29 protein-coding genes are annotated in these 26,841 nt (G+C 39.3%); 7 read left to right on the top strand and 22 right to left on the bottom strand.

Going from position 1 to position 26,841, the window contains the following annotated elements:
• Positions 1-51: 51 nt before the first annotated feature.
• The 10 genes from pal to CSB87_RS04700 form a co-directional block, all read right to left on the bottom strand.
• A complete protein-coding gene (pal, locus tag CSB87_RS04745) occupies positions 52-615 on the bottom strand; it encodes a peptidoglycan-associated lipoprotein Pal (RefSeq protein WP_002052670.1) in 564 nt (187 codons plus the stop codon).
• A 27-nt stretch (positions 616-642) separates the two neighbouring features.
• Positions 643-1,923 (bottom strand): Tol-Pal system beta propeller repeat protein TolB, encoded by a 1,281-nt coding sequence (gene tolB, locus CSB87_RS04740; RefSeq protein WP_002052600.1) that lies wholly within the window; start codon positions 1,921-1,923, stop codon positions 643-645.
• A 90-nt stretch (positions 1,924-2,013) separates the two neighbouring features.
• Complete coding sequence (tolA, locus tag CSB87_RS04735; protein WP_031953097.1) at positions 2,014-3,414, bottom strand: cell envelope integrity protein TolA; 1,401 nt, start codon at positions 3,412-3,414, stop codon at positions 2,014-2,016.
• 3 nt (positions 3,415-3,417) lie between these two features.
• A complete protein-coding gene (tolR, locus tag CSB87_RS04730; RefSeq protein WP_002052868.1) occupies positions 3,418-3,870 on the bottom strand; it encodes a protein TolR in 453 nt (150 codons plus the stop codon).
• Positions 3,870-4,568: a protein TolQ gene (tolQ, locus tag CSB87_RS04725; RefSeq protein ID WP_002052880.1), complete on the bottom strand. Its 699-nt coding sequence runs from the start codon at positions 4,566-4,568 to the stop codon at positions 3,870-3,872. The genes tolR and tolQ overlap by 1 nt, the downstream gene beginning before the upstream one ends.
• 24 nt (positions 4,569-4,592) lie before the next feature.
• The gene (gene ybgC, locus CSB87_RS04720; RefSeq protein WP_002052673.1) at positions 4,593-5,000 is read right to left on the bottom strand and encodes a tol-pal system-associated acyl-CoA thioesterase; all 408 of its coding nucleotides are present in this window, start codon (positions 4,998-5,000) and stop codon (positions 4,593-4,595) included.
• A gap of 211 nt (positions 5,001-5,211) precedes the next feature.
• Positions 5,212-6,546, bottom strand: a complete 1,335-nt coding sequence (locus tag CSB87_RS04715; RefSeq protein ID WP_031953095.1) for a M20 family metallopeptidase — start codon at positions 6,544-6,546, stop codon at positions 5,212-5,214.
• A 203-nt stretch (positions 6,547-6,749) separates the two neighbouring features.
• Positions 6,750-7,754 (bottom strand): Holliday junction branch migration DNA helicase RuvB, encoded by a 1,005-nt coding sequence (gene ruvB / locus CSB87_RS04710; protein ID WP_002052424.1) that lies wholly within the window; start codon positions 7,752-7,754, stop codon positions 6,750-6,752.
• A gap of 8 nt (positions 7,755-7,762) precedes the next feature.
• Complete coding sequence (gene ruvA / locus CSB87_RS04705) at positions 7,763-8,362, bottom strand: Holliday junction branch migration protein RuvA (RefSeq protein WP_004707498.1); 600 nt, start codon at positions 8,360-8,362, stop codon at positions 7,763-7,765.
• Positions 8,363-8,453: 91 nt separating this feature from the next.
• Entirely contained in the window at positions 8,454-9,794 is a 1,341-nt protein-coding gene (locus CSB87_RS04700) for a deoxyguanosinetriphosphate triphosphohydrolase (RefSeq protein ID WP_002052941.1), read from the bottom strand.
• 309 nt (positions 9,795-10,103) lie between these two features.
• Here CSB87_RS04700 and purL point away from each other — a divergent pair, with 309 nt between their 5' ends.
• The 3 genes from purL (at position 10,104) to CSB87_RS04685 (ending at position 15,832) form a co-directional block, all read left to right on the top strand.
• Positions 10,104-13,937, top strand: a complete 3,834-nt coding sequence (gene purL, locus CSB87_RS04695) for a phosphoribosylformylglycinamidine synthase (RefSeq protein WP_031953093.1) — start codon at positions 10,104-10,106, stop codon at positions 13,935-13,937.
• 82 nt (positions 13,938-14,019) lie between these two features.
• Complete coding sequence (locus CSB87_RS04690) at positions 14,020-15,234, top strand: multidrug effflux MFS transporter (RefSeq protein WP_031953091.1); 1,215 nt, start codon at positions 14,020-14,022, stop codon at positions 15,232-15,234.
• A gap of 46 nt (positions 15,235-15,280) precedes the next feature.
• Entirely contained in the window at positions 15,281-15,832 is a 552-nt protein-coding gene (locus CSB87_RS04685; protein WP_017398136.1) for a hypothetical protein, read from the top strand.
• Here the strand turns inward: CSB87_RS04685 and CSB87_RS04680 are convergent.
• On the bottom strand, positions 15,827-16,420 hold the full coding sequence (locus CSB87_RS04680) for a hypothetical protein (RefSeq protein ID WP_031953089.1): 594 nt from the start codon (positions 16,418-16,420) through the stop codon (positions 15,827-15,829). The two genes, CSB87_RS04685 and CSB87_RS04680, sit on opposite strands and share 6 nt — an antisense overlap.
• A 171-nt stretch (positions 16,421-16,591) precedes the next feature.
• Between CSB87_RS04680 and CSB87_RS20150 the strand changes: the two genes are divergently transcribed.
• Entirely contained in the window at positions 16,592-16,717 is a 126-nt protein-coding gene (locus tag CSB87_RS20150) for a KGW motif small protein (RefSeq protein WP_031953088.1), read from the top strand.
• 68 nt (positions 16,718-16,785) lie between these two features.
• A complete protein-coding gene (locus CSB87_RS04675) occupies positions 16,786-17,103 on the top strand; it encodes an NIF3 1 (RefSeq protein WP_004707506.1) in 318 nt (105 codons plus the stop codon).
• Here CSB87_RS04675 and CSB87_RS04670 read toward each other — a convergent pair.
• Positions 17,100-17,900: an enoyl-CoA hydratase-related protein gene (locus tag CSB87_RS04670; RefSeq protein ID WP_031953087.1), complete on the bottom strand. Its 801-nt coding sequence runs from the start codon at positions 17,898-17,900 to the stop codon at positions 17,100-17,102. The two genes, CSB87_RS04675 and CSB87_RS04670, sit on opposite strands and share 4 nt — an antisense overlap.
• Positions 17,901-18,009: 109 nt before the next feature.
• On the opposite strand from CSB87_RS04670, the gene CSB87_RS04665 reads away from it, so the two are divergent.
• Positions 18,010-18,585 (top strand): nicotinate-nicotinamide nucleotide adenylyltransferase, encoded by a 576-nt coding sequence (locus tag CSB87_RS04665; protein WP_106105042.1) that lies wholly within the window; start codon positions 18,010-18,012, stop codon positions 18,583-18,585.
• A gap of 10 nt (positions 18,586-18,595) precedes the next feature.
• Here the strand turns inward: CSB87_RS04665 and CSB87_RS04660 are convergent, their stop codons facing one another.
• The 8 genes from CSB87_RS04660 to dapD form a co-directional block, all read right to left on the bottom strand.
• Complete coding sequence (locus tag CSB87_RS04660) at positions 18,596-18,958, bottom strand: glyoxalase superfamily protein (protein WP_002052476.1); 363 nt, start codon at positions 18,956-18,958, stop codon at positions 18,596-18,598.
• A gap of 11 nt (positions 18,959-18,969) precedes the next feature.
• Positions 18,970-19,539 carry a CAP domain-containing protein gene (locus CSB87_RS04655; protein ID WP_031953085.1) on the bottom strand — a complete coding sequence of 190 codons (570 nt, stop codon included), beginning with the start codon at positions 19,537-19,539 and terminating at the stop codon, positions 18,970-18,972.
• Positions 19,540-19,660: 121 nt separating this feature from the next.
• Entirely contained in the window at positions 19,661-20,122 is a 462-nt protein-coding gene (locus CSB87_RS04650) for a peroxiredoxin (protein WP_031953083.1), read from the bottom strand.
• A 17-nt stretch (positions 20,123-20,139) separates the two neighbouring features.
• The gene (locus CSB87_RS04645) at positions 20,140-20,826 is read right to left on the bottom strand and encodes a diphthine--ammonia ligase (protein WP_031953081.1); all 687 of its coding nucleotides are present in this window, start codon (positions 20,824-20,826) and stop codon (positions 20,140-20,142) included.
• 91 nt (positions 20,827-20,917) lie between these two features.
• Positions 20,918-21,334, bottom strand: a complete 417-nt coding sequence (locus tag CSB87_RS04640; protein ID WP_002052853.1) for a hypothetical protein — start codon at positions 21,332-21,334, stop codon at positions 20,918-20,920.
• Positions 21,335-21,347: 13 nt separating this feature from the next.
• Positions 21,348-22,019, bottom strand: a complete 672-nt coding sequence (queC, locus tag CSB87_RS04635) for a 7-cyano-7-deazaguanine synthase QueC (RefSeq protein ID WP_001247780.1) — start codon at positions 22,017-22,019, stop codon at positions 21,348-21,350.
• Between the two features lie 40 nt (positions 22,020-22,059).
• Positions 22,060-22,770 carry a 7-carboxy-7-deazaguanine synthase QueE gene (gene queE / locus CSB87_RS04630; RefSeq protein WP_004885803.1) on the bottom strand — a complete coding sequence of 237 codons (711 nt, stop codon included), beginning with the start codon at positions 22,768-22,770 and terminating at the stop codon, positions 22,060-22,062.
• 78 nt (positions 22,771-22,848) lie between these two features.
• Positions 22,849-23,670 carry a 2,3,4,5-tetrahydropyridine-2,6-dicarboxylate N-succinyltransferase gene (gene dapD / locus CSB87_RS04625; RefSeq protein WP_002052807.1) on the bottom strand — a complete coding sequence of 274 codons (822 nt, stop codon included), beginning with the start codon at positions 23,668-23,670 and terminating at the stop codon, positions 22,849-22,851.
• A 285-nt stretch (positions 23,671-23,955) separates the two neighbouring features.
• Between dapD and carO the strand changes: the two genes are divergently transcribed.
• Entirely contained in the window at positions 23,956-24,696 is a 741-nt protein-coding gene (gene carO, locus CSB87_RS04620) for an ornithine uptake porin CarO type 3 (RefSeq protein ID WP_016805510.1), read from the top strand.
• 86 nt (positions 24,697-24,782) lie between these two features.
• Here the strand turns inward: carO and CSB87_RS04615 are convergent, their stop codons facing one another.
• Both CSB87_RS04615 and CSB87_RS04610 read right to left on the bottom strand, forming a co-directional pair.
• Positions 24,783-25,706: a CysB family HTH-type transcriptional regulator gene (locus CSB87_RS04615; protein WP_002052645.1), complete on the bottom strand. Its 924-nt coding sequence runs from the start codon at positions 25,704-25,706 to the stop codon at positions 24,783-24,785.
• A gap of 71 nt (positions 25,707-25,777) precedes the next feature.
• On the bottom strand, positions 25,778-26,839 hold the full coding sequence (locus CSB87_RS04610; RefSeq protein WP_002052588.1) for a sulfate/molybdate ABC transporter ATP-binding protein: 1,062 nt from the start codon (positions 26,837-26,839) through the stop codon (positions 25,778-25,780).
• Between the last annotated feature and the right edge of the window lie 2 nt (positions 26,840-26,841).

Genomic DNA, 26,841 nt, shown 5'->3' with positions numbered 1-26,841 from the left:
TAAGAATGCAAACATAAACGCCCATATTTGGGCGTTTATTTTTTAGATGTTTTATTTTAATAGGGGAGGAACCGCTTCATAGTTAATTTCAACACGGCGGTTTTCTTTCCATGCTGATTCGTCATGTCCTGGATTAACTGGCGCTTCTTTACCATAACTTACCGCTTCAAGTTGCTGTGGATTTACACCACTTGTAATAAGGTAACTTTGAACGGCTTTTGCACGACGCTCACCTAAAGCCATGTTGTATTCACGCGTACCGCGCTCATCTGTATGACCAGTTAATGCAACTTTTGAGTTTGCATTGGCCATGAGGAATTGAGCATGGGCTTGAAGAGTTTGATAGTCTTCAGCAGATAAATCACTACTGTCGTAATCAAAGTGAACAACACGTTTAGCTAAAGCAGCTTTATTTGCCTCAGTTACACCTTTTGATGAAGCACCTGCCAAATTTTGGGCATTTAATGCAGCATCTTCACTTAAACCTGTTGTGTTTACGGTGCTTGGGTTTGTAGTACCAGCATTTGCAGTCGTTGCTGGTTTACGGCTCGCACAACCTGTCATGACAAGCGCTACACTAAGTAGAGGAAAAGCCAAATATTTGATTGATTTCATCATCATCTCCATCAATGGAAGAAAAAGTTATTTAGGTGCCCAAGCTGGTTCACGTACTTCACCTTGCTCACTCGGTAAATTCATACGGAAACGACCATCAGTGGACATGATAGACAGTAAACCACGGTTTCCTTCACGAGTTGCGTAAACCACCATTTGCCCATTTGGTGAGAAACTTGGTGATTCATCTAAACTGGTTGGGGTAAGAATATTGACAATGCCTGTATTAATATCTTGGATAGCAACTTTATAGTTACTGCCACTTGGTCGATGCACCAGCGCAATTTTTTTACCATCTGCACTTAAAGTTCCACGAGCATTAAACGACCCTTTAAATGTTAAACGTTTTACTGAGCCATCTCCAAAATCATAGCGATAAATTTGAGGAGAGCCTCCACGGTCAGATGTGAAAATAAAAGCTTTTCCATCTGGTGTATAACGTGCTTCTGTATCAATGCCTGAGTCATTTGTCATACGTTTGACTTGGCGAGTTGATAAATCCATTTGATAAATTTCAGGGTTACCGTTCATTGATGCTGTAAATAGCATTGATTTACCATCTGGTGAAAAGCTCGGTGCACCATTTAAGCCTTTAAAGCTAGTCAGTACTTCACGTGTTCCTGTAGAGAGATCTTGTAAGTAAATTGCTGGGCGTTTAGTTTCAAAAGAAACATAAGCAATTTTTTTAGCGTCCGGAGTCCATGCTGGAGACAAAATCGGGTCGCGTGAAGAGAGAACAGTTTTTGGTTGTTCACCATCTGTATCAGCAATTTGTAAGGTGTAACGTTCCGCTGGGGTTGCGGGATTACGTAGTACATAGGCAATACGACCACTAAAATCACCTGCAATACCAGTCAATGCTTGATAAATAGCGTCACTTACCATATGTCCTGCTTGGCGCACACGTGAAGCAGGGACATTTAGCAATTCATTCAAAAGGTATTGCTGTTTTTGTACATCATAAAGCTGGTAATGAACTTCAAACCCATCAGCCGTTTGCTTAATTTGTCCAGTAACAACATATGGAATACCAGCAGCTTGCCAATCAGATGCTTGAATCTGATTAATTGCAGCATTTGCAGGTAAATTTTTTGATGAACTTGTAAAGCGGCCTGAACGGTTTAAGTCAGTCTCAACAATAGGGTAGAGACCATTGTCATTATTAAATGGAACAATAGCGATTTTTGGCGCCTGATCAGGTGCTTTTGCAATTTCTAAATGTAATTGAGCAAAGGCAGCTGTCGGTGCAAGAGGACTTAATGCTGTAAGCAACGTTAAGGCTAGAAGGTGTTTGCGGGTCGTTTTCATAGGTTTAAAGTCATTGAAGGCATTTTTGTGACTGTGGATTTTGTAACATAGTTACATGCCTTAAACTATTTAAAGCATGTAACAATATACTTATTTTGCAGTAAATGTTGAACTGAATGACCTTGCTTCACGTCGAGCATCAGGATCGGATGGCATTGGGTAAGGTGCAGCAGAACGAATCGCAGCTTCAACACTCGCTTTAACATCTGGGTTGCTAGAGCTAACAATAACTGATAATACAGCTCCACTATCGCTGAGAGTGACACGCGCAGTTGCTTTCTGACCCGATGTTCCTGCTGGGATATCCCAAGCATTTCGAATTTTCTGTTCAAAATCACGCTTCGCTGAAGATGCAATTTTTTTGGCTTCACCCTTTTTCTGTGCAGCTTCTTCCTGTGCTTTTTTGGCAGATGCAGCTTTTTCTTCTGCCTCAGCCTCAGCTTTACGCTTAGCCTCTTCAGCCGCTTTTTGCTGTTTCGCTTTCGCATCAGCTTCAGCTTTACGCTTAGCCTCTTCAGCCGCTTTCTGCTTTTTAGCCTTCGCGTCAGCTTCAGCTTTATGCTTAGCCTCTTCAGCCGCTTTTTGCTGTTTGGCTTTTGCATCAGCCTCAGCTTTACGCTTAGCCTCTTCAGCCGCTTTCTGCTTTTGGGCCTTCGCATCAGCTTCAGCTTTATGCTTAGCCTCTTCAGCCGCTTTCTGCTTTTGGGCTTTCGCATCAGCTTCAGCTTTACGCTTGGCTTCCTCAGCTACTTTCTGCTGTTTAACTTTCGCCTCTTCAGCTGCTTTACGTTTAGCATCTTCCGCAGCTTTTCGGGCTTCATGTTTAGCTTTTGCCTCAGCTTCAGCCTTACGTTTTGCTTCTTGCTGTGCCTGAAGTTTTGCATTTTCTGCTTCACGTTTTAGTTTTGCGTCAGCCTCAGCTTTACGTTTGGCTTCCTCAGCAGCTTTGCGAGCTTCACTTTGTTCATGTTTAGTTTTTGCTTCAGTTTCAGCTTTACGCTTTTGTTCAGCTTTAACTTTTGCAGCTTTCGCTTCAGCTTGACGCTTAGCTTCAGCTTGCTGTTTTTGAGCTTCCTCTAAACGTTGTTGTTCCGCAGCTTGCTTCGCTTTAGCCGCTTCTTCAGCTTTACGTTTTTCCTCAGCTAATTTTGCTTGCTCAGCTTTTTGCTTTTGGGCAACCAGATGTTGTGCTGTTGGTGGAGGAGGTGGCACTGGTACTGCTGGAATATTTTGAGGAACATTTTCATCCACAATCGGACTTAAAACTTCTTCAGCCTGATTTTCTGCTGTGGTTTGTTGCTCAACTTCTTTTGCTAAAGGCGGTGGTAAATCTTCTGGCTTAACTAAAATAGTCGTCAGCTTTTTTGGCTGTTCAGGTGGTTTACTCAAGCCTAAAAAAAGCAAGCCGACAATAGCAATTGCATGAACTCCAAGTGTGAAGCCCAATGCAATTGCATTTTGTTTAAACGGAGGCTTTTGATTTTTGTTCATAGCTTATTTTAAAGGCTCTGTCAGAAGGCCAACTTGCGTTAAACCTGCTTCTTGTAAACTTGCCATCAATGATACGACTTCGCCATAAGGACGAGATTTATCACCATTCACTAAAACTGTAAGCTGTTTGTTTTCTTGTTCAGCTTGCTTTTGTGCTTCACTTAAAACAGATTCAAGTTTTTCACGAGAAAGTGGTTCGTTATCTTTGTAGTCTTGATATTGAAGATAAATATTGCCGTCTTTACCAATGGTTACCATGGCTGGCATATCTTTGGATTCAATTGGACGATTATTTGCCTGCGGTAAATCAACTTTAATACCGCTAGTAATCATGGGAGCAGTCACCATGAAAATGACTAAAAGCACAAGCATTACATCGATATAAGGCACGACGTTCATGTCACTTTTTAATGGTTTTTTTATGCGCTCAAAGCGCCCTGAACGTTGAATAGCCATTATGCATCTTCCTGTGATGAACCCACAGATTGACGTTGCAATAAAGCAATCATTTCTTCGGCAAATAGTGCGCGGTCAGAGTAGACGCTTTCACCTTTAGCCGTAAAGTGGTTAAAAGCTAATACCGCAGGAATTGCAGCAAATAAACCAATAGCAGTTGCAATAAGCGCTTCAGCAATACCCGGCGCAACTGTTGCTAAAGTCACTTGATCAACGGCAGCCAAACCGATAAAGGCATTCATGATTCCCCAAACTGTACCGAATAAACCGATATATGGAGCAACAGAACCGATACTTGCTAGAGTACCTAGGCCATATTCAAGAGTACCCTGATCACGACTTAAACCTACACGTAAAATACGCTCGGTGCCTTCGATCGTTTGAGAGGTAGACGCGTTACGCTTTTTAAGTTTGAAAAACTCACTCAGTCCTTGATAAAAGATATCCTCAAGGCCTGAGCGTTTTGAATTGAGTTGTGCGTTGTTATAGAGCGTATTAAGTTCAGCACCAGACCAGAACATTTTTTGGAAATGTTCATCACCTTGACGTGCTTTTTTATAACCCATATGTAACTTGGCAATTAAGTACCAACTAAAGATTGATGCTAACAATAAAATTAGCATGACCAATTGGACGACTGGACTTGCTTGTAAGATAAGGTCAGAAATATGCAGGGTTGATTCAATGTTTGTTGCCATAGTTACATATGCCGGTTGCTTTTTTTAGTCTTGTTCCAATTCTTTACGAATAAGATCACGTATTTCTTCAGGAAGGCGACGTGGCATCATTTCTTTACTTAAACATGCCAATTCAACCTCGCCAGAAGCAAGCAAGATTTCACCACGATAAATATTTTGTTGCAACACAAATGACGCAGCTTTACATGAAACTACACGTGCTGTAACAGTAATTAAGTCATCCATTAAAATAGGACGCATGTATTTCACATCAATTTTATGAACAACAAAGTTGTAATCTTTTTGACGCCAGTAATGGTCAACACCAGCAGCGCGGAGCCATTCTGTACGGGTACGTTCCATATAGCGAATGTGGTTGGCATGGTAAACAATACCACCTGCGTCCGTATCTTCGATATAAACACGAATGTTGAATTCAAAATGATTCGCCATGAGAGTATTCCGTTTTAGTTCACTATAGAGCTTTATATTTAAAATATGACTGCTGAATAAAACATCAGTTCTATCTCAAGTCATACATCTGCTTTTAAATACGGGGCAGTTTAGCAGATTGCATACTAAGTCCTATGGCACAACCTTTCAATTGCGATGGCTGTCTTTGTTGTCTAAAACGGTACCCATCTATGATGAGCATATTGTTAAGTTAAGACTGTTTCCACGCAGCCTGAACTTGTTTAGCTATATTGGGATAATCGAATACAAATCTTATATGCAGCTCAGTTCCTGTTTTTAAGGCCTTATCATCTACAATAAAATAGGGGCTATGATTTGGTGCAGCTTGAGTTAAATCATGATTTTCTGGTGTTGCACCCAAGAAAATAAAAAATGAAGGCATTAATTTGCCATAATAGGCAAAATCTTCACTTGCGCTTGCATTATGATCCAAAACATGAAGTTTTGAGTCTCCAACAACCTTGAGTAATGTGGGTTGAATAAGTTGAGTCAGTGCTTTGTCATTCATTGTTACGGGAGCATAGGGCGCAATTTCAACTTTAGCAGTTACATCATTGGCTTGAGCATTATGCTCTATCATGGCTGGTAAACTTTTTAAGATATTCGCCCGTATCTGTTCGTTATTAGAACGAATAGTCCCCACCATATTAACTTGTTCAGGAATTATATTTCCTGCTGTGCCACCCTGAATATTACCAATACTCACTACCCCCATACCTTGGGTGAGATCAGTCCTTCGGCTAATAAGGCTTTGTAAATTATTAATCATTTGTGCCGATGCATAAATTGGATCTCTACCTAACCAAGGGGTAGAGCCATGTACTTGCTTGCCGTTGACTTGGATACGTAAATGATCTGCACTATTTAAAATAGCACCGTCTTTATAATAAAGATGTCCACTTTGCATACCAGATATGACATGTATGCCAAAAATGGCTTCAGGTTTATAGTCTCTAAATGCTCCATCTGCGATCATTTTTCTTGAACCGATTTGATCACCTTGCGTGAAATTGTCTATATCTGCTCCACCTTCTTCAGCGGGTTGAAAAACAAAGACAACGGTACCTGATATTTTATCTTTATTGGCAGCCAGAATTTTTGCAGCCCCTAATAACATTGCAGTGTGCGCATCATGTCCACAAGCATGCATTACATAGGTTTCTTTACCTTGGTAAATTGCTTTTTGTTTACTTGCAAATGGCACACCACTTTTTTCTTCCATAGGTAGTGCATCCATATCGGCTCTAAGCGCAATAATAGGCCCAGGTTTATTTCCTTTTAAAATACCTACAATCCCTGTTTTGGCATAACCCGTTTTGACTTGAATGCCATAAGACTTTAATTCTTTTTGAACAAGTGCAGATGTTTTAAATTCCATATTACCAAGTTCAGGATTTTGATGAATATGTTGTCTTAACTGAATGACCTGATTTTCATTTTGTTGTGCAGCATCTTTGATCCAATCTGCTAGGCTCAGTTGACTCATTAAGGCGAATGGCAGAAGTAAAGCGGCTTTTTTGTACATGTCCTTATCCTAAAATATTATTGTTCATAAGATTTAATATCTAGATTTCTTATAATTCAGTTTTTAAAAATATTAAAAAATCAATAAGGTATAAATAAAGACTTAAAAGGTATAGAGTAGCTAATTTATTGATAAGACAACTTTTATTTGAGTTAAAAAGAATAGTTAAATTAAAAAAGGAAGAGAAAATTCTCTTCCTTTCATTAGTTTTTAGGCTCAGGGGGCGTCATTCCAAACTGTAAATAAGATTGGTTGGTTGCTATACGGCCTCGTGCGGTACGCATGACATAACCTTGTTGAATTAAATAAGGTTCAATTACGTCTTCAAGTGTACCGCTATCTTCAGCCATAGCAGCTGCAAGCGCTTCAACTCCAGCAGGACCGCCATCAAAACGCTCGAGTAACATGCTCAAATAACGACGGTCTAGGGTATCTAAGCCAGCTTTATCAACATTGAGCATATCAAGCGCACGTTGTGCCATTTCATGAGTCACCTCACCCGTACCTTTTACTTGTGCATAGTCGCGAACACGTCGTAATAAACGATTGGCAATACGCGGTGTACCGCGTGAGCGACGAGCTACTTCTTCTGCACCTTCAACTGTAATTGGTACATCCATGAGGTTTGCAGAACGAGAAACAATATGAGTTAGGTCTTCTACAGAGTAGAACTCAAGACGCTGCACAATACCAAAACGGTCGCGTAGAGGTGAGGTGAGTAAGCCGGCACGTGTGGTGGCAGCAACGAGCGTAAAAGGTGGTAAATCTAGTTTAATTGAACGAGCAGCAGGGCCTTCACCAATCATGATATCGAGTTGGTAATCTTCCATTGCCGGATACAGAATTTCTTCAATCACTGGAGAAAGACGGTGAATTTCATCAATAAATAGAACATCGCCTTCTTCAAGGTTGGTGAGCATTGCAGCCAAATCACCCGCACGCTCTAAAACAGGTCCTGAAGTGGATTTGAGATTGCCACCCATTTCACGCGCAATAATATTGGCAAGCGTGGTTTTTCCTAAGCCAGGTGGACCGAAAATCAGTGTGTGATCGAGTGCTTCACCACGACCACGAGCCGCACCGATGAAAATTTCCATTTGCTCGCGTACAACTGGCTGTCCAATATAATCGGCAAGTGAAGTCGGTCGAATAGCCCGATCAAAATGATCTTCAGGTTTTTCTGTTCCACTGATTAGACGGTCTTGCATAAGTGTATTTACTTCATCATTGATTTAAGAGCAGCACGAATAATATCGGCTGATTCAGTGTAATCGGCTTTAACCGCAGCTACAGCTTTTTGTGCTTCAAGTGGTTTATAACCTAAAGATTGCAGCGCAGCTTCTGCTTCTGCAACAGGAGAGTTTGCAGCAAATTGAATTTGAGGCATGGTAGCCACAGTTGAAGTGCCTTGAGCCAAGGTTTTGAAACGGTCACGTAGTTCAATCATTAAACGTTCAGCCGTTTTTTTACCTACGCCTGGAACTTTGACCAAAGTGTTTACATCGTCATGTTCAATTGTGTGTACTAGCAATTCAACACTTAAAGTAGAGAGAATACCTAATGCCATTTTCGGGCCAACACCATTTACTTTTAATAAGGTGCGGAAAATTGTTTTCTCTTGAGCATCACTAAAACCATAAAGCTGCTGAGCATCTTCACGCACAACCAAATGCGTCCATAGCGTAACTTTCTGGCCTTTTTGTAATTGGCAAAATGTTGAAAGTGGCGTATCAATTTCATAGCCCACACCATTTACATTCAGTAAGACAGTTGGGGCTTCTAGGGCAAACACTTCGCCAATTAAACATCCGATCATAGCGTAATTTCACTTATTCATAACTGTAAATCTGGTCGTTCTAAATGTATTAAAACGACACCAGCTGTATTTCTTTCTATATTAAGGCAACTTAAAACAAGCCGATTTTATTACCTTGTAGCTCTTGCGCCAAGCTATAAGCCTGATGATCTGAAAACTTACTAATAATATCGAGTACCTGCATGATATTGTTATAGTGATTGTTGCTAAAGCGAGCACCGTATAAATGAAGAATAGACATTAAACGTTGTTCTTTAAAGCTTAAAGATTTATGCGGCATGGTTAATGGTACAAATGCATCAAGAATAGTTTGCAAACTTTGGTGAGCAATAATTTCTAAACCAGACTTTTGTGGATGTTCAAATATTTTTTCACGTGCCAGATTTTTGGCTGTTTCAATTCCTTTAGCAATATCAGGTGAGCAGTATTGTAAAAGGCTACCTTGAAGCTGACCCGTAATAATTTCATACTGATGCTTGGCAAAAGCTGTTGTGACTTCATCAACCAGACGTTTCATAACACGGCCACGTAATGCCGAGATTTTTTGTTGCCATGTACTGCTCGGCTGTGACAACTCTTCAGGTTGACCATAATCTGCAATCAAGTTGAGGAAAATCGGTTCAACTTCTTGATAGTGCAGCATATTTAAAATAATGCCATCTTCTAAGTCGATGAGGGCATAGCAAATATCATCTGCTGCTTCTAATAAATAGGTGAGTGGATGGCGGCAGTAGTGATATTCACCTAATTGAATGAGACCAAGCTGTTCAGCAATTTGTTTTAAAATTTCTTTTTCAGACTGATAACAACCAAACTTCGCCCGTTGGTGTGATGGACGATCACCTTGAGAAGCTATTGTTTTTGAAAGCCAAGGATATTTTAAATAAGCGCCTAAGGTCGCGTAAGTTAAACGCATACCCCCATCATCTGGGTGGTAGTCAATACGGGTTAATAAGCGTAAACCTTGAGCATTGCCTTCAAACTGACGAACATCGGCTTCTTCTTCGGGAGTTAATTTTTTTAGAAAATCATTATGTGAGGCATCGTCAAACCATTCACGAATCGCATACTCGCCGGCATGACCGAAGGGAGGGTTGCCAATATCATGAGCAAGGCAGGCTGCCTGAATGATTGCACCGACATCGGCAGGAGAAATCCAAACGGGCAATTCATCTTTTATTTTTTCGGCTGCCAGCATGCCCATGGAACGGCCAATACAGGAAACCTCAAGGGAGTGAGTTAAACGGGTATGGATACCGTCATGCTGTGCTAAAGGGTGAACTTGGGTCTTACGGTTTAACTGACGAAAACTTTGTGAAAATATAATGCGGTCATAATCTTTATGAAATGGGCTACGAGCCAGCTCTGTACTGCTTTTTTTGCTACCTAAACGAACCGCAGAAAGCAGTTCTAACCAACGCATTTGTTCCATTTATCATTATTCAAAACTATAAAGCCTGATCATGCCAAAAAAAACTTAAAAGCACTAGCGTGGTGCGACATAGTTTGTCTTAGTTCAGGTTTTATTATGTTATTGAATAAACATGAAACAATTTATTTTGAGTGAGAATGATTAAAAAAATGATTTTGAACAAAAAACACGTCACTTCTTGCAGAATTAGGTTACAGAATACTGATTCTACATCTAGCTGATTTTAGCAAGACACAGTAGAATATGCGCTCTCTCTAAAGTCACATTGCGGTAAGGTTCACAAGACCTGCCCGTGGAGCCAAAATCAACATGTTTATCGTGGCCGGTGCAGCAGCACATTCTTCTTTTAAGAAAGCTCAACTATTAACACGTTTATCGTCAATTAGTTCTGTTCAATCTTTTGACAGCCAATGGGTCTATTTGTTTGATCAAGCGCTCAACGAGCAGCAACATCAATCTGCTTTGCAATTATTAAATGACGGTGAGTCTTTTGAACTTCGTCAACCTGCAAGTGATGAGATTCAGATTTTAGTGACACCACGTGTGGGTACTATTTCACCTTGGTCTTCTAAAGCAACTGACATTTTCAAAAACTGTAATACGCCAGTTCACCGTTTAGAACGTGGTCTTTTATTTACGTTAAAAGGTGTTTCTGAAATTTCTAATGAAGTAAAACAAGTACTTCATGACCGTATGACTGAAACTGTTTTTGCACAAATTGAAGATGCAAAAGCACTATTTTCAGAAACAGCACCAAAACCTTTAAATTCAATTGATATTTTAGGTCAAGGTAAAGAAGCATTAGTAAAAGCCAACAACGAATTTGGTTTTGCTTTATCTGAACAAGAAATTGATTATTTAACAGAAGCATTTACTCGACTTGGTCGTAACCCAAATGACATCGAGTTAATGATGTTTGCACAAGCAAACTCTGAACATTGTCGTCATAAAATCTTCGGTTCTGAATGGACAATTGATGGTGAAAAACAACCATTATCATTGTTCCAAATGATTAAAAACACTTATAAAGAATCACCAACTGACGTGTTATCGGCATATAAAGATAACGCTTCTGTAATTGTTGGTTATGACACTATGCGTTTTTATCCGAAAGCAGATGAAAACGGTCATTTTGTTTACAAATATAAGAGCCAGGCTGCTCACATTTTAATGAAGGTTGAAACGCACAACCACCCAACAGCAATTTCTCCATTTGCTGGTGCAGCAACAGGTTCAGGTGGTGAAATCCGTGATGAAGGTGCAACTGGTCGTGGTGGTAAACCAAAAGCGGGTTTAACAGGCTTTACAGTTTCTAACTTAAATATTCCTGGTTTTGAACAACCTTGGGAAGAAAACTACGGTAAACCTTCACGTATGGCATCGCCATTACAAATTATGATTGAAGGTCCATTAGGTGGCGCGGCATTTAACAATGAATTTGGCCGTCCTGCATTAAATGGTTATTTCCGTACTTTCGAACAAAACGTAAATGGTGAAGTGAAGGGCTTCCATAAGCCAATCATGATTGCTGGTGGTTACGGTAACATCCGTCCTGACCATGTAGAAAAAGATGCGATTCAACCGGGTGACCTGCTCATTGTATTGGGTGGTCCTGCGATGTTAATCGGTCTTGGTGGTGGTGCAGCCTCTTCTGTAGATAGCGGCACAATGGGTGAAAGCCTTGATTTCGCATCTGTACAACGTGAAAACCCAGAAATGGAACGCCGTTGTCAAGAAGTGATTGATACATGCTGGCGTTTAGAAGACTTCAACCCAATCGTATCTATTCATGACGTAGGTGCAGGTGGTTTATCAAATGCAATGCCTGAGCTTGTAAACGACCACGAGTTAGGTGCAGTTCTTAACCTTCGTAAGATTCCTTCATTAGAGCCGGGCATGAGCCCAATGGAAATCTGGTCAAATGAAGCACAAGAGCGTTATGTTCTTGCAATTCGTCCAGAGTCTTTAGAACAGTTCGAATCAATCTGTGCTCGTGAACGTTGTCCGTTTGCCGTGTTAGGTGAAGCAACTGAAGCTCGTCACTTAACTGTTGAAGATCCATTGTTCCAAAACAACGCAGTTGATATCCCAATGCAAGTGATGCTTGGTGGTACACCGCGTATGCAACGTTCTTATGAAACAATTGAACGTAAAGGTAACGAATTTGACGCTTCAAAAGTTGATTTGAAAGATGCCATTTTCCGTGTATTGAAAAATCCTACAGTTGCATCTAAGTCATTCTTGATCACCATTGGTGACCGTTCAATTACAGGTATGGTTGCACGTGACCAAATGGTTGGTCGTTGGCAGATTCCTGTTGCAGATGCAGCAGTAACGACTACAAGCCTACAAGGCTTCACTGGTGAAGCAATGGCAATGGGGGAGCGTCCGCCAGTTGCATTGTTGAATCCAGCAGCGTCTGCTCGTTTGGCAGTTGCTGAAGCAATTACCAATATTGCATGTGCAAACATTGAACAAATTAGCGATATCAAACTTTCAGCAAACTGGATGGCTGCTGCTGGTCAAAAAGGTGAAGACCAAGCATTGTTTGAAGGTGTGAAAGCGATTGGTATGGAAATGTGTCCTGCTTTAGGAATTGCGATTCCTGTAGGTAAAGACTCACTTTCAATGCGTACCACTTGGAATGAAAACGGCGAAGATAAAGCTGTAACATCTCCAATGACTGGTGTAATTACTGCATTTGCTCCAGTAGCTGATGTTCGTAAGACTTTAACGCCTGAACTTAAGAATTTAGAAAATTCAGTACTTGTACGTATTGATTTATCTAAAGGTCAGTTCCGTTTAGGTGGTTCGATTCTTGCGCAAGTATATAAAGCAATTGGTTCAGTCACTCCAGATGTTGATAGTTTTGATGATTTCAAAGCGTTCTTTGCTTTAATTCAAGACTGGAATAACCGTGGCTTGATTCAAGCTTACCACGACATCGGTGATGGTGGTTTACTTGCAACTGTAGCTGAAATGATGTTTGCTTCACGTTTAGGTGTAGCATTAGAGAACCAAACTACTGCGGGCTTATTTGCAGAAGAAATTGGTGCCGTGGTTCAAATCAAAGCGGCTGATTGGGAAGCTTTACAAGCAGAAGTTGCTGCTTCTAGCTTAAAAGATGCAATTGCTGTAGTTGGTCGTGTAAATAACACCGATCAATTATCTGTAAATGGCTTAACTTTAGAGCGTGCAGAGTTACAACAAGCTTGGTCTGAAGTATCTCATCAGATCCAACGTTTACGTGATAACGTTGAAACTGCTGACCAAGAATTTGCTTTAATTACTGATAAATCACATCAAGGTTTGATTGCTAAACCTACATTTGATTTAAATGAACCTATTGAAGCACCGTTTATTAATAGCCGTCGTCCGAATATGGCAATCTTGCGTGAGCAGGGTGTAAATGGTCATATTGAAATGGCAGCAGCTTTCGATAAAGTTGGCTTTAATACGATTGACGTACACATGAGCGACTTACTGGCTGGTCGTGTGAGCCTAAGTGATTTCGAAGGTTTAGTGACTTGTGGTGGTTTCTCTTACGGTGACGTAATGGGTGCAGGCGGTGGCTGGGCAAAATCAGTTTTATTCAATGCAAAATTACGTGATCAGTTTGAACAATTCTTCCACCGTGAGGGTACGTTTAGCTTAGGTATCTGTAATGGTTGCCAAATGTTGTCACAATTAGCACCGCTTATTCCGGGTGCTGAACACTGGCCACGTTTCCACCGTAATATGTCAGAAGTTTTTGAAGCGCGTAGCGTAAACGTTCGTGTTGAAAAATCTGTTTCTGTATTACTAGATGGTATGGAAGGTTCGATTTTACCGATTGCTGTAGCACATGGTGAAGGCCGTGCAGTTGCTAGCGAAGCTGATATTGCAAGCTTAAATGCAGCGAATCAAGTTGCATTGCGTTATGTTGATAGTCACGGTAACCCGACTCAACATTATCCATTGAACCCGAACGGTTCGCCGGAAGCGATTACTGGTGTAACATCTAAAGACGGTCGTGCAACGATTATGATGCCGCACCCAGAGCGTACCTTCCGAGCAATTCAACACTCTTGGAGTCCAGAAGAGTGGACTGAAGACGGTGCATGGTTACGTATGTTCCGTAATGCACGTAAGTTTATTGGATAATATAAAAATTGAAATAAGCCACCGTCAGGTGGCTTATTTGTATGTAGTACAATGTGAATAAAATAAATAGTAGAGAAGAAAAATGAATTCAAAAATCCATTTCCGTGAGTTTGCACTTCTGATGGCATTACTCATGTCTATTGTTTCTTTTTCGATAGATGCAGTTTTACCTGCCTTAGGTGAGATTGGACGAGTTTTTGACTTAAAAAATAATAATCAGACACAGTGGGTCATCATTGGTATTTTTTCCGGTATGACAATAGGTCAGCTTATAGCGGGACCGCTATCCGATGCAATCGGCCGTAAGCGCATTTTATTTACCGGTATCATCATTTACTTTTTGGGAAGTTTATTGTGCTTTACCACACAAAGTTTTGAATGGTTTTTAGTAGGACGCTTCATTCAAGGTATTGGGGTTTCTGGGCCTTATGTTGCTTCTATTTCAATTGTTAGAGATAAATACAGCGGTGCTCAAATGGCCCGTATTATGTCTTTAATCATGATGGTCTTTATGGTTGCTCCTGCGATTGCACCAAGTCTGGGGCAGCTTATTATTCATTTCTTTGGTTGGCGTGATATTTTTGTTTTATACATGGCGTATGCGCTAGTCGTTGGGGCATGGGTCGCTCTACGATTAGAAGAGACACTACTTCCTGAAAAACGTTTACCTATGCGTTTACAAGCATTTCAAGAGGGCTTTAAAGAGGTAGTGAGTAATAAAACCACCATGAGCTATTTGCTATGTGCAGGCTTTTGTTTTGGTGGATTTATTGGTTACTTAGGAACTTCTCAACAAATTTTTATGCAGCAATTTGGTAAAACTGGGCAAGAATTTAGTGCCTATTTTGCTGTGCTTGCTGGTGTAATGGGCATTGCTTCATTTACCAATTCTAAAATTGTCATGAAATTTGGTATGCGTCCAATCTGTATTTATGGATTTCTCGGTCTTTGCTTAATTTCAGTCATTTTCTTAGGGATTCAACTTATAGGTGTGACTGTAGCATTTTGGATGTTCATGCTTTACGCCTGCATTTTGTTCTTATTATTTGGAACTCTATTTGGTAATTTAAATGCGATTGCAATGGAGCCAATGGGGCATGTTGCCGGCATGGCATCGGCTATTATTGGTGCAGCGTCCTCCGTTTTGTCACTTATTCTTGCCTCTATTATTGGGCAATTATATAACGGCACATTAATTCCAATGACTTGCGGTTTTGTCATTTTATGTGGTTTAGCATTTATGATGACCGTATATGAGAAGAGGCAGTTAAAGATTGTAGATAATGCAAATCTTTGATTAATTATGATAAAAGTTTTATTTCTATATTATTGTCTTTAGATAAATGAAGAAAAGATTATTAGATACAGCAACTGTATTACTAGATAAGTTTGTTAATCGTTATCATGATTGTGAGGGTTTTTGGGCAATCGGTGTTTTGTATACACATTGTTTTTCACTAGGTGAGTTTTCCTTAACATTTGATCTATTAAATCGTAACTCTTTCATAAATGATGAATTTTTGAAGCAAGTAAATAATAAATTCTCGAGCTATCTAGATGATTATTTAGCAATTCATAAGAAAAAAAGAGAGGATTTGATTGAGGCCGTCATAAAAATTGCATTTGATAAAGATCATAAAATATCAGCAGGTACTTTATATGGTGATTATTTCCAGGTTAGAGTAATTCTTGTTGATTCATATACAAGAACTTTTTCAAGATACAATGATGGATATTGTGTGGCTCATACTCATTGGATAAAGCAAAGAAATTATATAGATTCATTACCAATAGAAGATCATCCACTCATAGGGAATTATAATTTCTCATTAAATCTATCTCCAAAATCTTTAGAGATTACAGATGTGTTATTTAATATTCCTAAAGTTCTATAATCCATCAGCTCGTGGTGAAAGCCAATCTTGATACTTATTTATTAACTCATTCCTTTTGGCGTCATTAAAGATGATAAGATCAATGCCACCATCATATGGAGCAATAATTATATTTTGCTCAAAAGAAATCATAAAGGCTCGAACCTCATCGTTGGCGATCTTTTTTAATAAATCATTGTGTTCATTTTTTTTCCAAATTTCATTGATGGAGTACGGTCTATAGAAATGATCTTCTTCGTCATCATCATAATATTCGGGATTAGCTTGTGTTAGATTTATTTCTTTTTCTGGATGAAATTCGTATTTGAGCCTTAAAGTTGGATCATATATTTTATTATTATCGCTTTGGCTGAAATAATGACCGGTAACAATAAAAATAGAAGCATTAGAATCGAAACAGTCATCAATAATTTGATTATGACGATTTAATAATAATTCATATTCTGCAGGTGTATCTGCATATCTTTTTGATTCTGGAAGGCTATGAATTCGGAACCAAAATTGTGAAAAATATTGTCGAAAATAATGTGAAATTGGAAGTTTATTGGGATAAAAAAACTTCCATTGATTTATGAATGAATTAGTCATTTTCTTTTTAGCCTGAATATTTGTTAACATGTTATTTGATAAGTTACACAAAAAACAATTTAATAAGAAAAATATTTCGATGGTTAAGGTAAATTTATATTAAATTATACTTTAAGGAAGTTGGTTCAATTTTTGCTTTCTCTGTAACAACGATAAAAATCGGAGATCAAAATGATGAAAAACAAAAATCACATAAGAACGATGTACACAAGAGATAAAGGTTGGCGCTTATTTGGCTTGGCGCTTGCCATACAAATACTTTTTATTGGAGCAAATAATCTAGCAATGATGAGCTGACTTTGATTCGTGGTCTTCTTAAAAGGTATGATTTAAAGCAAATTTACTAGTTTTGAGTCATTCTATTCATGTTAAAGCTGATTTATTACGTACCTGAGTCACATCTTGAGTCGACTAAAGAGTCTATATTTGCGGCCGGAGCAGGTGGGATAGGGAACTATGAACAATGTGCTTGGCAAGTTAAAGGAATAGGGCAATTCAAGCCAGTTAAAGGAGCTGATCCTTATATTGGAGAGCTAGGTGAACTTGAGCAAGTTGACGAATGGCGTGTTGAAACGATTGTGCTTGAAGAAAAGGCAAATGCAGTAGCAAAAGCATTAAAGGCAAGCCATCCTTACGAAGAGCCTGCCTTTGAGTTTATTCAAATCATAGAAGTTGATTTTTAATTAAACTGTGAAAAGTCCGGTTTACGTTTTTGCATAAATGCCTGCACAGCTTCTAGCATTTCTGGTGATTGAACGCGTTGCATAAAGATTTCTGCTTCATGGTCAATACATTCAATAATCTGATCTAAATCATGTTTCATTAATGCTTTGGTTTGTTTTAATGAAGCAAGTGGTAAAGCTGTTAAGTGTTGAGCAGTTGCCTGAGCAATTGAATAAGCATCTTCAACGATTTCATTCACTAAGCCAGCTTGTAGAGCAGTTTTTGCATTGAACTTTTTCGCAGTAAACAGTAGTTCAGCTGCTTTGTGATAACCGGCTTGTTTAACTAATAATTGACTTGCACCACCTTCAGGAGAAAGCCCAAGGCTAACAAAAGGAATTTGGAAGAGGGCCGTATTGTCGGCAAAAATGAGGTCTGCCTGTAATAAAATCGTAACGCCAATACCAATTGCTACGCCTTTTACTGCAATAATCAAGGGTTTCGATAATTTAGCAGCAGATTTAAGGAGTACAAATGGAGGAACTTGACCTGCTGGGCCAGCATTCGGATTTTGTACAAAACCCATAAAGTCTTTCATGTCATTACCAGCGGTAAAGTCATGTTCGGCACCACGTAGAACGACTACTCGTACATCTTTATTTTGGTCAGCTTCATCAAGTGCTTTGGCAATCCATAAATAAAGTTCGCCATATAGTGCATTTTTTGCTTCTGGGCGATTTATGGCTAAGGTGAGTACGCCACCTTCTAAATTTGCTTGTAAATGTTGATGAGGTTGTTGAATACAGCTAAGTGTCATCGTACTATCCTTGCTTTAAACCACGTTGTTGATTTTTAGGTTCTCATTATGGCGCATATTTTTTGTAATAAGCGTAACTGGTGAGTTCATAAAAAGTGAAAAACTCATTATGTATACATTTGATTATCTCGTTTTTATAGGTCGTTTTCAGCCATTTCACTTGGCACATATGCAAACGATCGAAATCGCGCTACAACAAAGCCGTTATGTGATTTTGGCATTAGGTTCCGCCCAAATGGAACGTAATATTAAAAATCCGTTTCTCGCGATTGAACGAGAGCAAATGATTTTATCTAATTTTTCATTAGATGAGCAAAAGCGTATTCGACTTGTGCATGTTGTCGATGTTTATAATGATGAGAAGTGGGTAAAACAAGTCAAATCACTGGTAAATGGCGTGATAGAGCCGAACTCGAAAGTTGGTTTAATTGGCCACTTTAAAGATGAGTCATCTTATTATTTAAGATTATTTCCAGAATGGGTAATGGTGGAGCTGGATAGTTTAAAAGACTCTATTTCAGCAACACCAATGCGTGAGGCGTATTATCGTGGTGAAATCCAAACGGAATTTTTTCCTGTTGGAACTATTCAATTTTTAGATGAATTTAAAAAAACACGTACTTACCAACAACTTCAACAACGTTTTGAGCAAGATGACCGCTCTAACTTAGATGAAATTGAGTAATTAATATAGATTAAGCATCTGCCCAAAAGATAATTCGGTTGGAAAAAGGATCGGTAATACTGAGTTCTAGCGTTTCCCAATCTGTTTTTTCAACCTGAGGTTTAGAAAATTTATAATCTTTTTGACTGAGTTCACTATGTAACTCATAAATATGTTCCCAATAAATACGGATTGCGCTATGCGGACTTGCATCTCCAAAATGTTCAGATAAATGAATGATGCAATCATCTTTTGAAATCTGTAAATACAGCGGAAAGTTATCTTCAAACTGGTGTTGCCAGTCGAGCTGAAAGCCTAAAAACTCAAGGTAAAATGATCGAGCTAAATCAACATCAAAAATTCTTAAAATTGGTGTAATAGAACCTGATTGCATCATTTTTCCTTTTAACGTGTACCAAATTGTTGAGTCCAATAGCTCTTTTGTTTACCTGTTTTGTCAGAAGCACAAGCAATTGCGTAAGTTGTGAATTTTGAATTCATTAAATTGCTACAGTGTAGGGGGCTCGATAGCCATTTAGACATTACCTCATTTAAAGTTTTCTGCCCGCTCGCGACATTTTCACCGTTGGCTTTACCAAGTGAATTATAAAGTTTTAATCGTGACTTTAAATCGAGGCCAGTCGAGCCAACATGCCCAAGAAAGTTATGTGCCGCCATATCTTCACTATGAGAAAGTGCGCCTTTATATAAATTATTATTCCAACTCAGCGGCGTGGTTGCGGAAAAATACTGCGGACCACATTGGCGTGATTGCTGGCGTATTTGATTGATTGTACTAAGAATAGCTTGTTGGTAGGCAGGGTTTTGTAAATCTTGGCAGTTTATTTCTATAGATGATTTCTGAACTTGTGGTGTAGAAGAGTTCAGTGTAAGAGGCATGCTTGATGAGTTAACTGAGCAGGCAGCAGTAACAAGGCTACAAGGCAATAAAGTACAAACTTTTAGTAGATTCATAATAATGCTTGAGTTCGAATTATTTTAACATTTTTATCATATGTCAAATTAAAATGACTGAGCAATTTATGTGCGTGTAAAAAAGCGAGTCTTAAACCCGCTTTTTTGTTGCTCAAGCTTATTAAGCCGTTTGTAATGCTTTTAAGTCTTCTAAAACTTGTTCTGCATGTCCAGCAGCTTTTACTTTACGGTAGCTTTTAACTAAAGTTTTGTTATGGAAAATAAAAGTAGAGCGCTCGATACCCATTACTTTTTTTCCATACATATTCTTTTCTTTAATGACATCAAAGTGATTACAAAGCACTTCTTCTTTATCACTAATGAGATCAATGGTCAGTGCCTGTTTTTCTGTAAAGTTTTGGTGGGCTTTTACTGAGTCACGTGATACTCCAAAAATACGAGCACCCAAAGCATCAAACTGATCTTTTAAACAAGAAAAACCGACAGCTTGTGTGGTGCAGCCAGGAGTTGAGTCTTTAGGGTAGAAGTAAATAATCAGCCATTCATTATCGATTTCAGCCAAATTCACTTCGCCGTGTGTAGTTGGGAAAACCTGATTTGGCAGTTGAATATTTTCAGACATTTCTTATCCTTTAAAAGTTAAATGCGATCTAATTCAAGTGGTAGAAAAGCATATTCTTCATGATAAACAATATCGAGTTTTCTTACAGGAATAGCTTTGTTAAAAATTGGGCCGTCAATGACAGTGGTATGGAATTCGCCGCCCTCACCACATGGATCAATTCCGCGGTTTTCAAGTTCCTGTATATACTCTAGCGATAACATTTGACCTAAATCTTCCACCTTCATCCCGAGTTTAAGGTTTACGGTCACAATGATGCTCTGAAATCCAAGTTGAATAAACTCTTCAACAACTTCACGGTGAGGGCGTAGCCAAAGTGGCATGCCTAGTTTAAGTCCAACCATTTGAGTGACGCGATCATGCCAACAACCATGTTCAGGCATATCTAAGTCACCTGTAACCAGTACTTCTGCACCTTTTTGTTTAGCTTCATTCAATAAGTTAATGAATTTACTTTCATAGTCATTCCAGCTAGATGAAGCCATAAACACGGGTAAGCCAATTGCTTTCGCTTGTGCTCGAATAATATCAAGTGGCATAGCATGGGAACGGGAGCGTTGGCCATGTTCTTCCAGCATAACGATTAAACCAATTACATTCCCAGTTCGCATTGCATCATACAGTGCAAGAGAACTGTCTTTACCTCCACTAAAGGAGACAATTGACTGTCTGTTATGTGCGTTGGTTTTCCATTGTTCTTGCATCGTTTATTGCGAATGATGAGGTCAGTATCATTTTAACAGAGCTATAAAAAAAGCCTGCATAAATGCAGGCTTAATTTGGAGCAACAAAAGCTTATTTTTTAGGAGCTTGTTGTTGAGCTGCTTTCATTGCTTCTTCAGTTAATTTTTCAAGCTTAGTTGTTAACTGAGGACCGAAACATGCTTTAAGATCACGGTTTTGTTGTTGTACAAAAGCTAAAGAGCTTGGGCTTTTCTTCGCATTGATTGCGCTTTGGATTTCCCATTTTTGTGCTTCAGTCACTTTACCTTGTGCTTCCACTTGGCAGCTACAGAATTTGCTAACTTCAGCTGAGCTTAATTTCCCGCCTTTTGCAGTTTGGTCTTTACAAACGTTGATTAATGCACCTTTAACGTTAGTGCTTTTATATGCTGCTTGAACTGGGTTATCAGCTGCATGAACTGAACCAGCCATAAGTGCAGCTGCTGAGAATAAAGATGAAAGAATAAGATTTGATTTTAACAACTTCATAAATTTTACCTACTTATTGCGGTATATAGCGTGTTGGATCGGTAACACCAGCATCGATAAAGCCTTCTTTACGCAAACGGCAACTGTCACACTTGCCACACGCACGTCCTTGAGCATCTGCTTGATAGCAAGATACCGTTTGACTATAGTCTACGCCATGTTCAATCCCTAAACGTATAATATTCGCTTTGGATAAATGTAACAGGGGTGTTTCAAATTTAAGTGGTTTTCCTTCAACGCCAGCTTTAGTTGCTAAACGAGCCATATTGGCAAAAGCATCAATAAATTCTGGGCGACAATCAGGATATCCTGAATAATCAACAGCATTGATACCAATAACAATCGCCTCAGCATTGAAAACTTCTGCTGCTGCTAAGGCATAAGAGAGGAAAATTGTGTTACGTGCTGGTACATAAGTTACAGGAATGCCTTCTTGTAATTGTTCTGGTACAGCAATGTTATGGTCTGTAAGTGCAGATCCACCTAAATTGGCTAAATCGATATTAATAACACGATGTTCAACGCCTGCGCGCTGCGCTAATGCTTTTGCTGCATCAAGTTCAGTGGTTGAGCGTTGACCATACATAAAACTAATAGCGATACATTCATAGCGCGCTTGTGCCCAAGCTAGGCAAGTGGTTGAGTCTAAGCCGCCTGAAAGTAAAACAATGGCACGAGGGCGCATATTTTTCTCCATATTCGGAATGATTTGTTTTATTGAATGATTAACGACCTGATTCATCGTTCCAGAGCAGTTTATGTAACTGTAGCTGGAAACGAACAGGCAGTTTATCGTCCAGTATCCACTGTGCCAGATCACGTGCTAAACGTGGTAGGCCAACAGCACCTTTTTCAACTGCAAAGGCAGGGGAGAACCAAACGGTACTGACTTTGTTCTGCAGTTGATATTGTTCAACTTGTTGTTTTGACCACTCATAGTCTTCACGATTACAAATCACAAATTTGATTTGGTCATGTGAAGTTAGGTAGTCAAGATTGCTGATGAGATTACGATGTTCTTCACCAGAAGTTGGAGTTTTTAAATCGAGAACTTTAGAAACACGTGGGTCTACTTTTGACACATCGAGCGCGCCACTGGTTTCCAAAGAAACGTCAAAACCGGCATCGCATAAACGTTGTAATAAAATTAAGCAATTTGGCTGTGCTAGAGGTTCGCCACCAGTCACACAAATATAAGGCGTTTGATATTTTTCAGCCGTTTCAATAATGTGCTCTAGTGATAAACGTTCACCTCCTTCAAAAGAATAGGTGGTATCACAATAACTACAACGTAAAGGGCAACCTGTGAGACGAATAAATACAGTCGGTAGACCAGAGGCATTTGCTTCACCCTGCAACGAGTAAAAAATCTCGGTAATGCGTAAACCAGACGCAGGGTCAGAGACAGGAATTGCAGAGGAACGTAAGGAAGCCATTCTAGAAATACCACACTATATAAAAAATAAAATCTCTACGATCAGTGTTGACCGTAGAGATGCTTGATCAAACTGAAATTAGTCAGCGCGTAACAAATCGTTCAAACTTGTTTTTGCACGTGTTTGCGCATCAACTTTTTTCACGATAATTGCAGCGTATAAGCTGTATTTACCATCAGCAGACGGGATGTTACCTGGTACAACAACTGAACCAGCAGGAACGCGGCCATAATGGATTTCGCCAGTTTCACGGTCATAAATTTTGGTTGATTGACCAATGAAAACGCCCATTGAAATGACTGAACCTTCTTCAACAATAACGCCTTCAACGATTTCAGAACGCGCACCGATAAAGCAATTGTCTTCAATAATGGTTGGGTTAGCTTGTAATGGCTCTAAAACACCACCAATACCTACACCACCAGACAAGTGAACGTTTTTACCGATTTGAGCACATGAACCTACAGTTGCCCATGTATCAACCATTGTACCTTCATCTACATAAGCACCAATGTTGACATAAGATGGCATTAACACCACATTTTTAGCTTGGAAGCTACCACGACGAGCAACAGCAGGAGGAACAACACGAACACCGGCAGCTTTAAATTGCTCTTCAGTCCAACCAGAGAATTTAGTTTCAACTTTGTCGTAGAAACGAAGATCACATGACTCGATTGGTTTATTGTCATTTAGTTTAAATGATAATAAAACAGCTTTTTTTAACCATTGATGAACAACCCATTCACCATTGATTTTCTCTGCAACACGAAGTGTACCGTTATCTAATCCAGCAATTGCTTCTTCAACAGCTTGGCGAATTTCGCTTGAGCAATCTGCTGCAGTAAAGTTTGCGCGGTCTTCAAATGCTTGCTCAATGATCGTAGAAAGCTGAGACATGATCTTCCTTCCATAAAAAATTTTAAAGATTTTACACTAATTTGTGACAAGAATCTTTGAAAAAACGTGTTACGTTTAAAGCGAGAGTTAAAGTGGAAAAGCTTATTAGATAATCAAGTGTTTTTTACACAAAAATGATTTGAAAATAAAAATTTAACTCAATTTGTATCAAAAAATAACAGAAATCTAGCAGTTTTTGTATAAAAAAGAATCTATGCTCTTGAATATAATTTTTGTCACAAGCTGAATAAATTAAAAACAGAGCCTTTTCTTGAGGAGAAAACGATGAAAGTATTACGTGTTTTAGTGACAACTACAGCTTTACTTGCTGCTGGTGCTGCAATGGCAGATGAAGCTGTTGTTCATGACAGTTATGCATTCGATAAAAACCAATTAATTCCAGTAGGTGCTCGTGCTGAGGTAGGTACTACAGGTTACGGTGGCGCTTTATTATGGCAAGCAAATCCATATGTAGGTTTAGCATTGGGTTATAACGGTGGTGATATTTCTTGGTCTGATGATGTAAAAGTCAACGGTTCAACATATGACCTAGATATGGATAATAACAACGTTTATTTAAATGCTGAAATTCATCCATGGGGTGCAAGTACTAACCGTTGGGCTCAAGGTGTATACGTAGCAGCGGGTGCAGCATATCTTGATAATGACTATGACCTAAATCGTAATGTTGACGCTACACGTTCATTCCGCGTAAATAACCAAGACTTTATTGCGGGTGCTGATGGTGTGAAAATTAACGGTAAAATGTCATATAAAAATGATATTGCTCCTTACTTAGGTTTTGGTTTCGCGCCTAAAATTAATAAAAACTGGGGTGTATTCGGTGAGGTAGGCGCTTACTACACTGGTAACCCAACTGTAAAACTAGTTTCATCTGGTTCAGCAATTACAGGTGGCAGTCAGTCTCTTGAAGAAGCTGTGAATGCTGAAGCTCGTAAGATTGCTAACGATGACAAATACAAATGGTTACCAGTTGGTAAAGTTGGTGTGAACTTCTTCTGGTAATAATATCCTATAAAAAACGAGCCTCGGCTCGTTTTTTTATAGATAAAAATAAAAGAGCTAAAAAGCTCTTTTATTTTTTGCAGTTCTTATTCATCTGGATAAGCAATTTTCTTCAACGCTTTAATGTCAGCATCAGGTGAGCATAAAGAAATAAACTCATAACCGTAACCGCGTAATAAGTGACCTTTGCGAACAGCAATCCATGTAGTATTAACACCAAAGATATCAGTTTTAATTTGCTTTAAACGATAGTCACGTTCCGCATCATAGGCAACATCGTTGACAATTCCGACGCCCATACCAAGTTCAACATAAGTTTTAATAACATCGGCATCAAGCGCAGACATTACGATATCTGCATCAATTTGAGCATCTTCAAATGCTTTATCAATTTTAGAGCGACCTGTAAAACCACCGTGATAAGTAATCAATGGATATTCAGATAAAGCATCAAGATCGATTTTATCGAGCTTTGCAAGTGGATGATCTTGCGGAGTAATAATACTGTGCTGCCACTGATAGTATGGAATACTTGCTAAGTTTTCTTCAGTGGTTAAAGACTCTGTCGCAATACCAATATCGGCTTCGCCTTGTAAAAGCATTTCTGCAATTTCGACAGGACTGGCTTGTTGCAAAATCAAATGGACTTTAGGGAACAGCTTTTTAAATTGATTGACAATCGGTGGTAGCACATAACGTGCTTGAGTATGCGTTGTCGCAATTGTTAAAGTACCTTCGTCCACTTTATTAAAGTCATCTGCAAGACGTTTAATATTTTCTGCATCTACAAGCATACGTTCCACAATGCTAAGTAGCGATTGGCCTGGTTCAGTTAAACCAAGTAAACGTTTACCTTTACGAACGAAAAGTTGTACACCTAACTCATCTTCTAAATCTTTAATATGTTTACTTACACCTGATTGAGAGGTATATAACGCGGCAGATGCTTCCGTTAAATTAAAGTTTTGGCGTACTGTTTCTCGGATAATTCTTAATTGTTGAAAGTTCATTTACACTTTTCCTCGAAAGAGGTGAGGAACGGCTTTAAATTCCGCGAGATGGCTCCTCACCAAATAATTCCTTAAGCAACTTGATCTGCAAATAGGTGAAGTTGAGATGCACTCACCCAAACAGTTTGATTCGGTTTAAATGCATGTTGTTTTGCAGCTTCACTGCTCAAAGCAATCTCAATTAAACGTCCATTACGATCTTGTAATTCCGCCACTACTTTTCCAGCAATCCAGACTTCACGTACAAAAGTTGCTTCAATTGTATTTGCCTGTGGTTGCGAATGAATATGTAACTCATCCGGACGGGCAAAAGCAATCACTTTTCCTTGCGGTGCCTGAACTGTAGTCGGTAATTCGATACGATCATTGCCAATACGGATAATACCGCCAGCATGTTCGCCTTCAAAACGGTTTGCTTGACCTAAGAAATCAAATACGAATGGTGTTGCAGGTTTTTCGTAAACTTCACGCGGCGAACCAATTTGTTCGACGTTACCTTTATTCATCACAATAATTTGATCAGCTACCTCAAGTGCTTCTTCTTGATCATGGGTTACGAAAATTGAAGTGATATGCAGCTCATCATGCAAGTTCCTTAACCAGCGGCGTAGTTCTTTACGGACTTTGGCATCAAGTGCGCCAAATGGTTCATCAAGCAATAGCACACGAGGCTCTACAGCGAGTGCTCGCGCTAAGGCAATACGTTGACGTTGACCACCAGAAAGCTGAGCAGGGTAGCGGTCTGCTAAAAAGCCCAGTTGAACTAGGTCAAGCAAGCGAGTAACACGTTTTTTAATCTCAGCTTCCGAAGGACGTGTGGCACGAGGGCGAACACGTAAGCCAAAAGCAATATTGTCAAATACAGTCATATGGCGGAATAAAGCATAGTGCTGAAATACAAAGCCAACTTGACGTTCGCGAACATGGACATTAGTTGCATCTTCGCCTTCAAGTAATACTTGACCGCCATCGGCCGATTCTAAGCCGGCAATAATACGAAGTAGTGTGGTTTTACCGCAACCAGATGGTCCGAGTAGCGCAACCAGCTCGCCCTCTGGAAAGTCTAGGGAAATATTTTTAAGCGCATGGAATGCACCAAAGTGTTTTTCAATATTCTTAACTTGAATACTCATGA

The organism is Acinetobacter sp. AR_0276 (assembly GCF_003000705.1).
Taxonomy (GTDB): domain Bacteria; phylum Pseudomonadota; class Gammaproteobacteria; order Pseudomonadales; family Moraxellaceae; genus Acinetobacter; species Acinetobacter nosocomialis.
The sequence above is the reverse complement of the archived record's forward strand: the minus strand, read 5'-3'. Positions and strand labels throughout refer to the sequence as shown.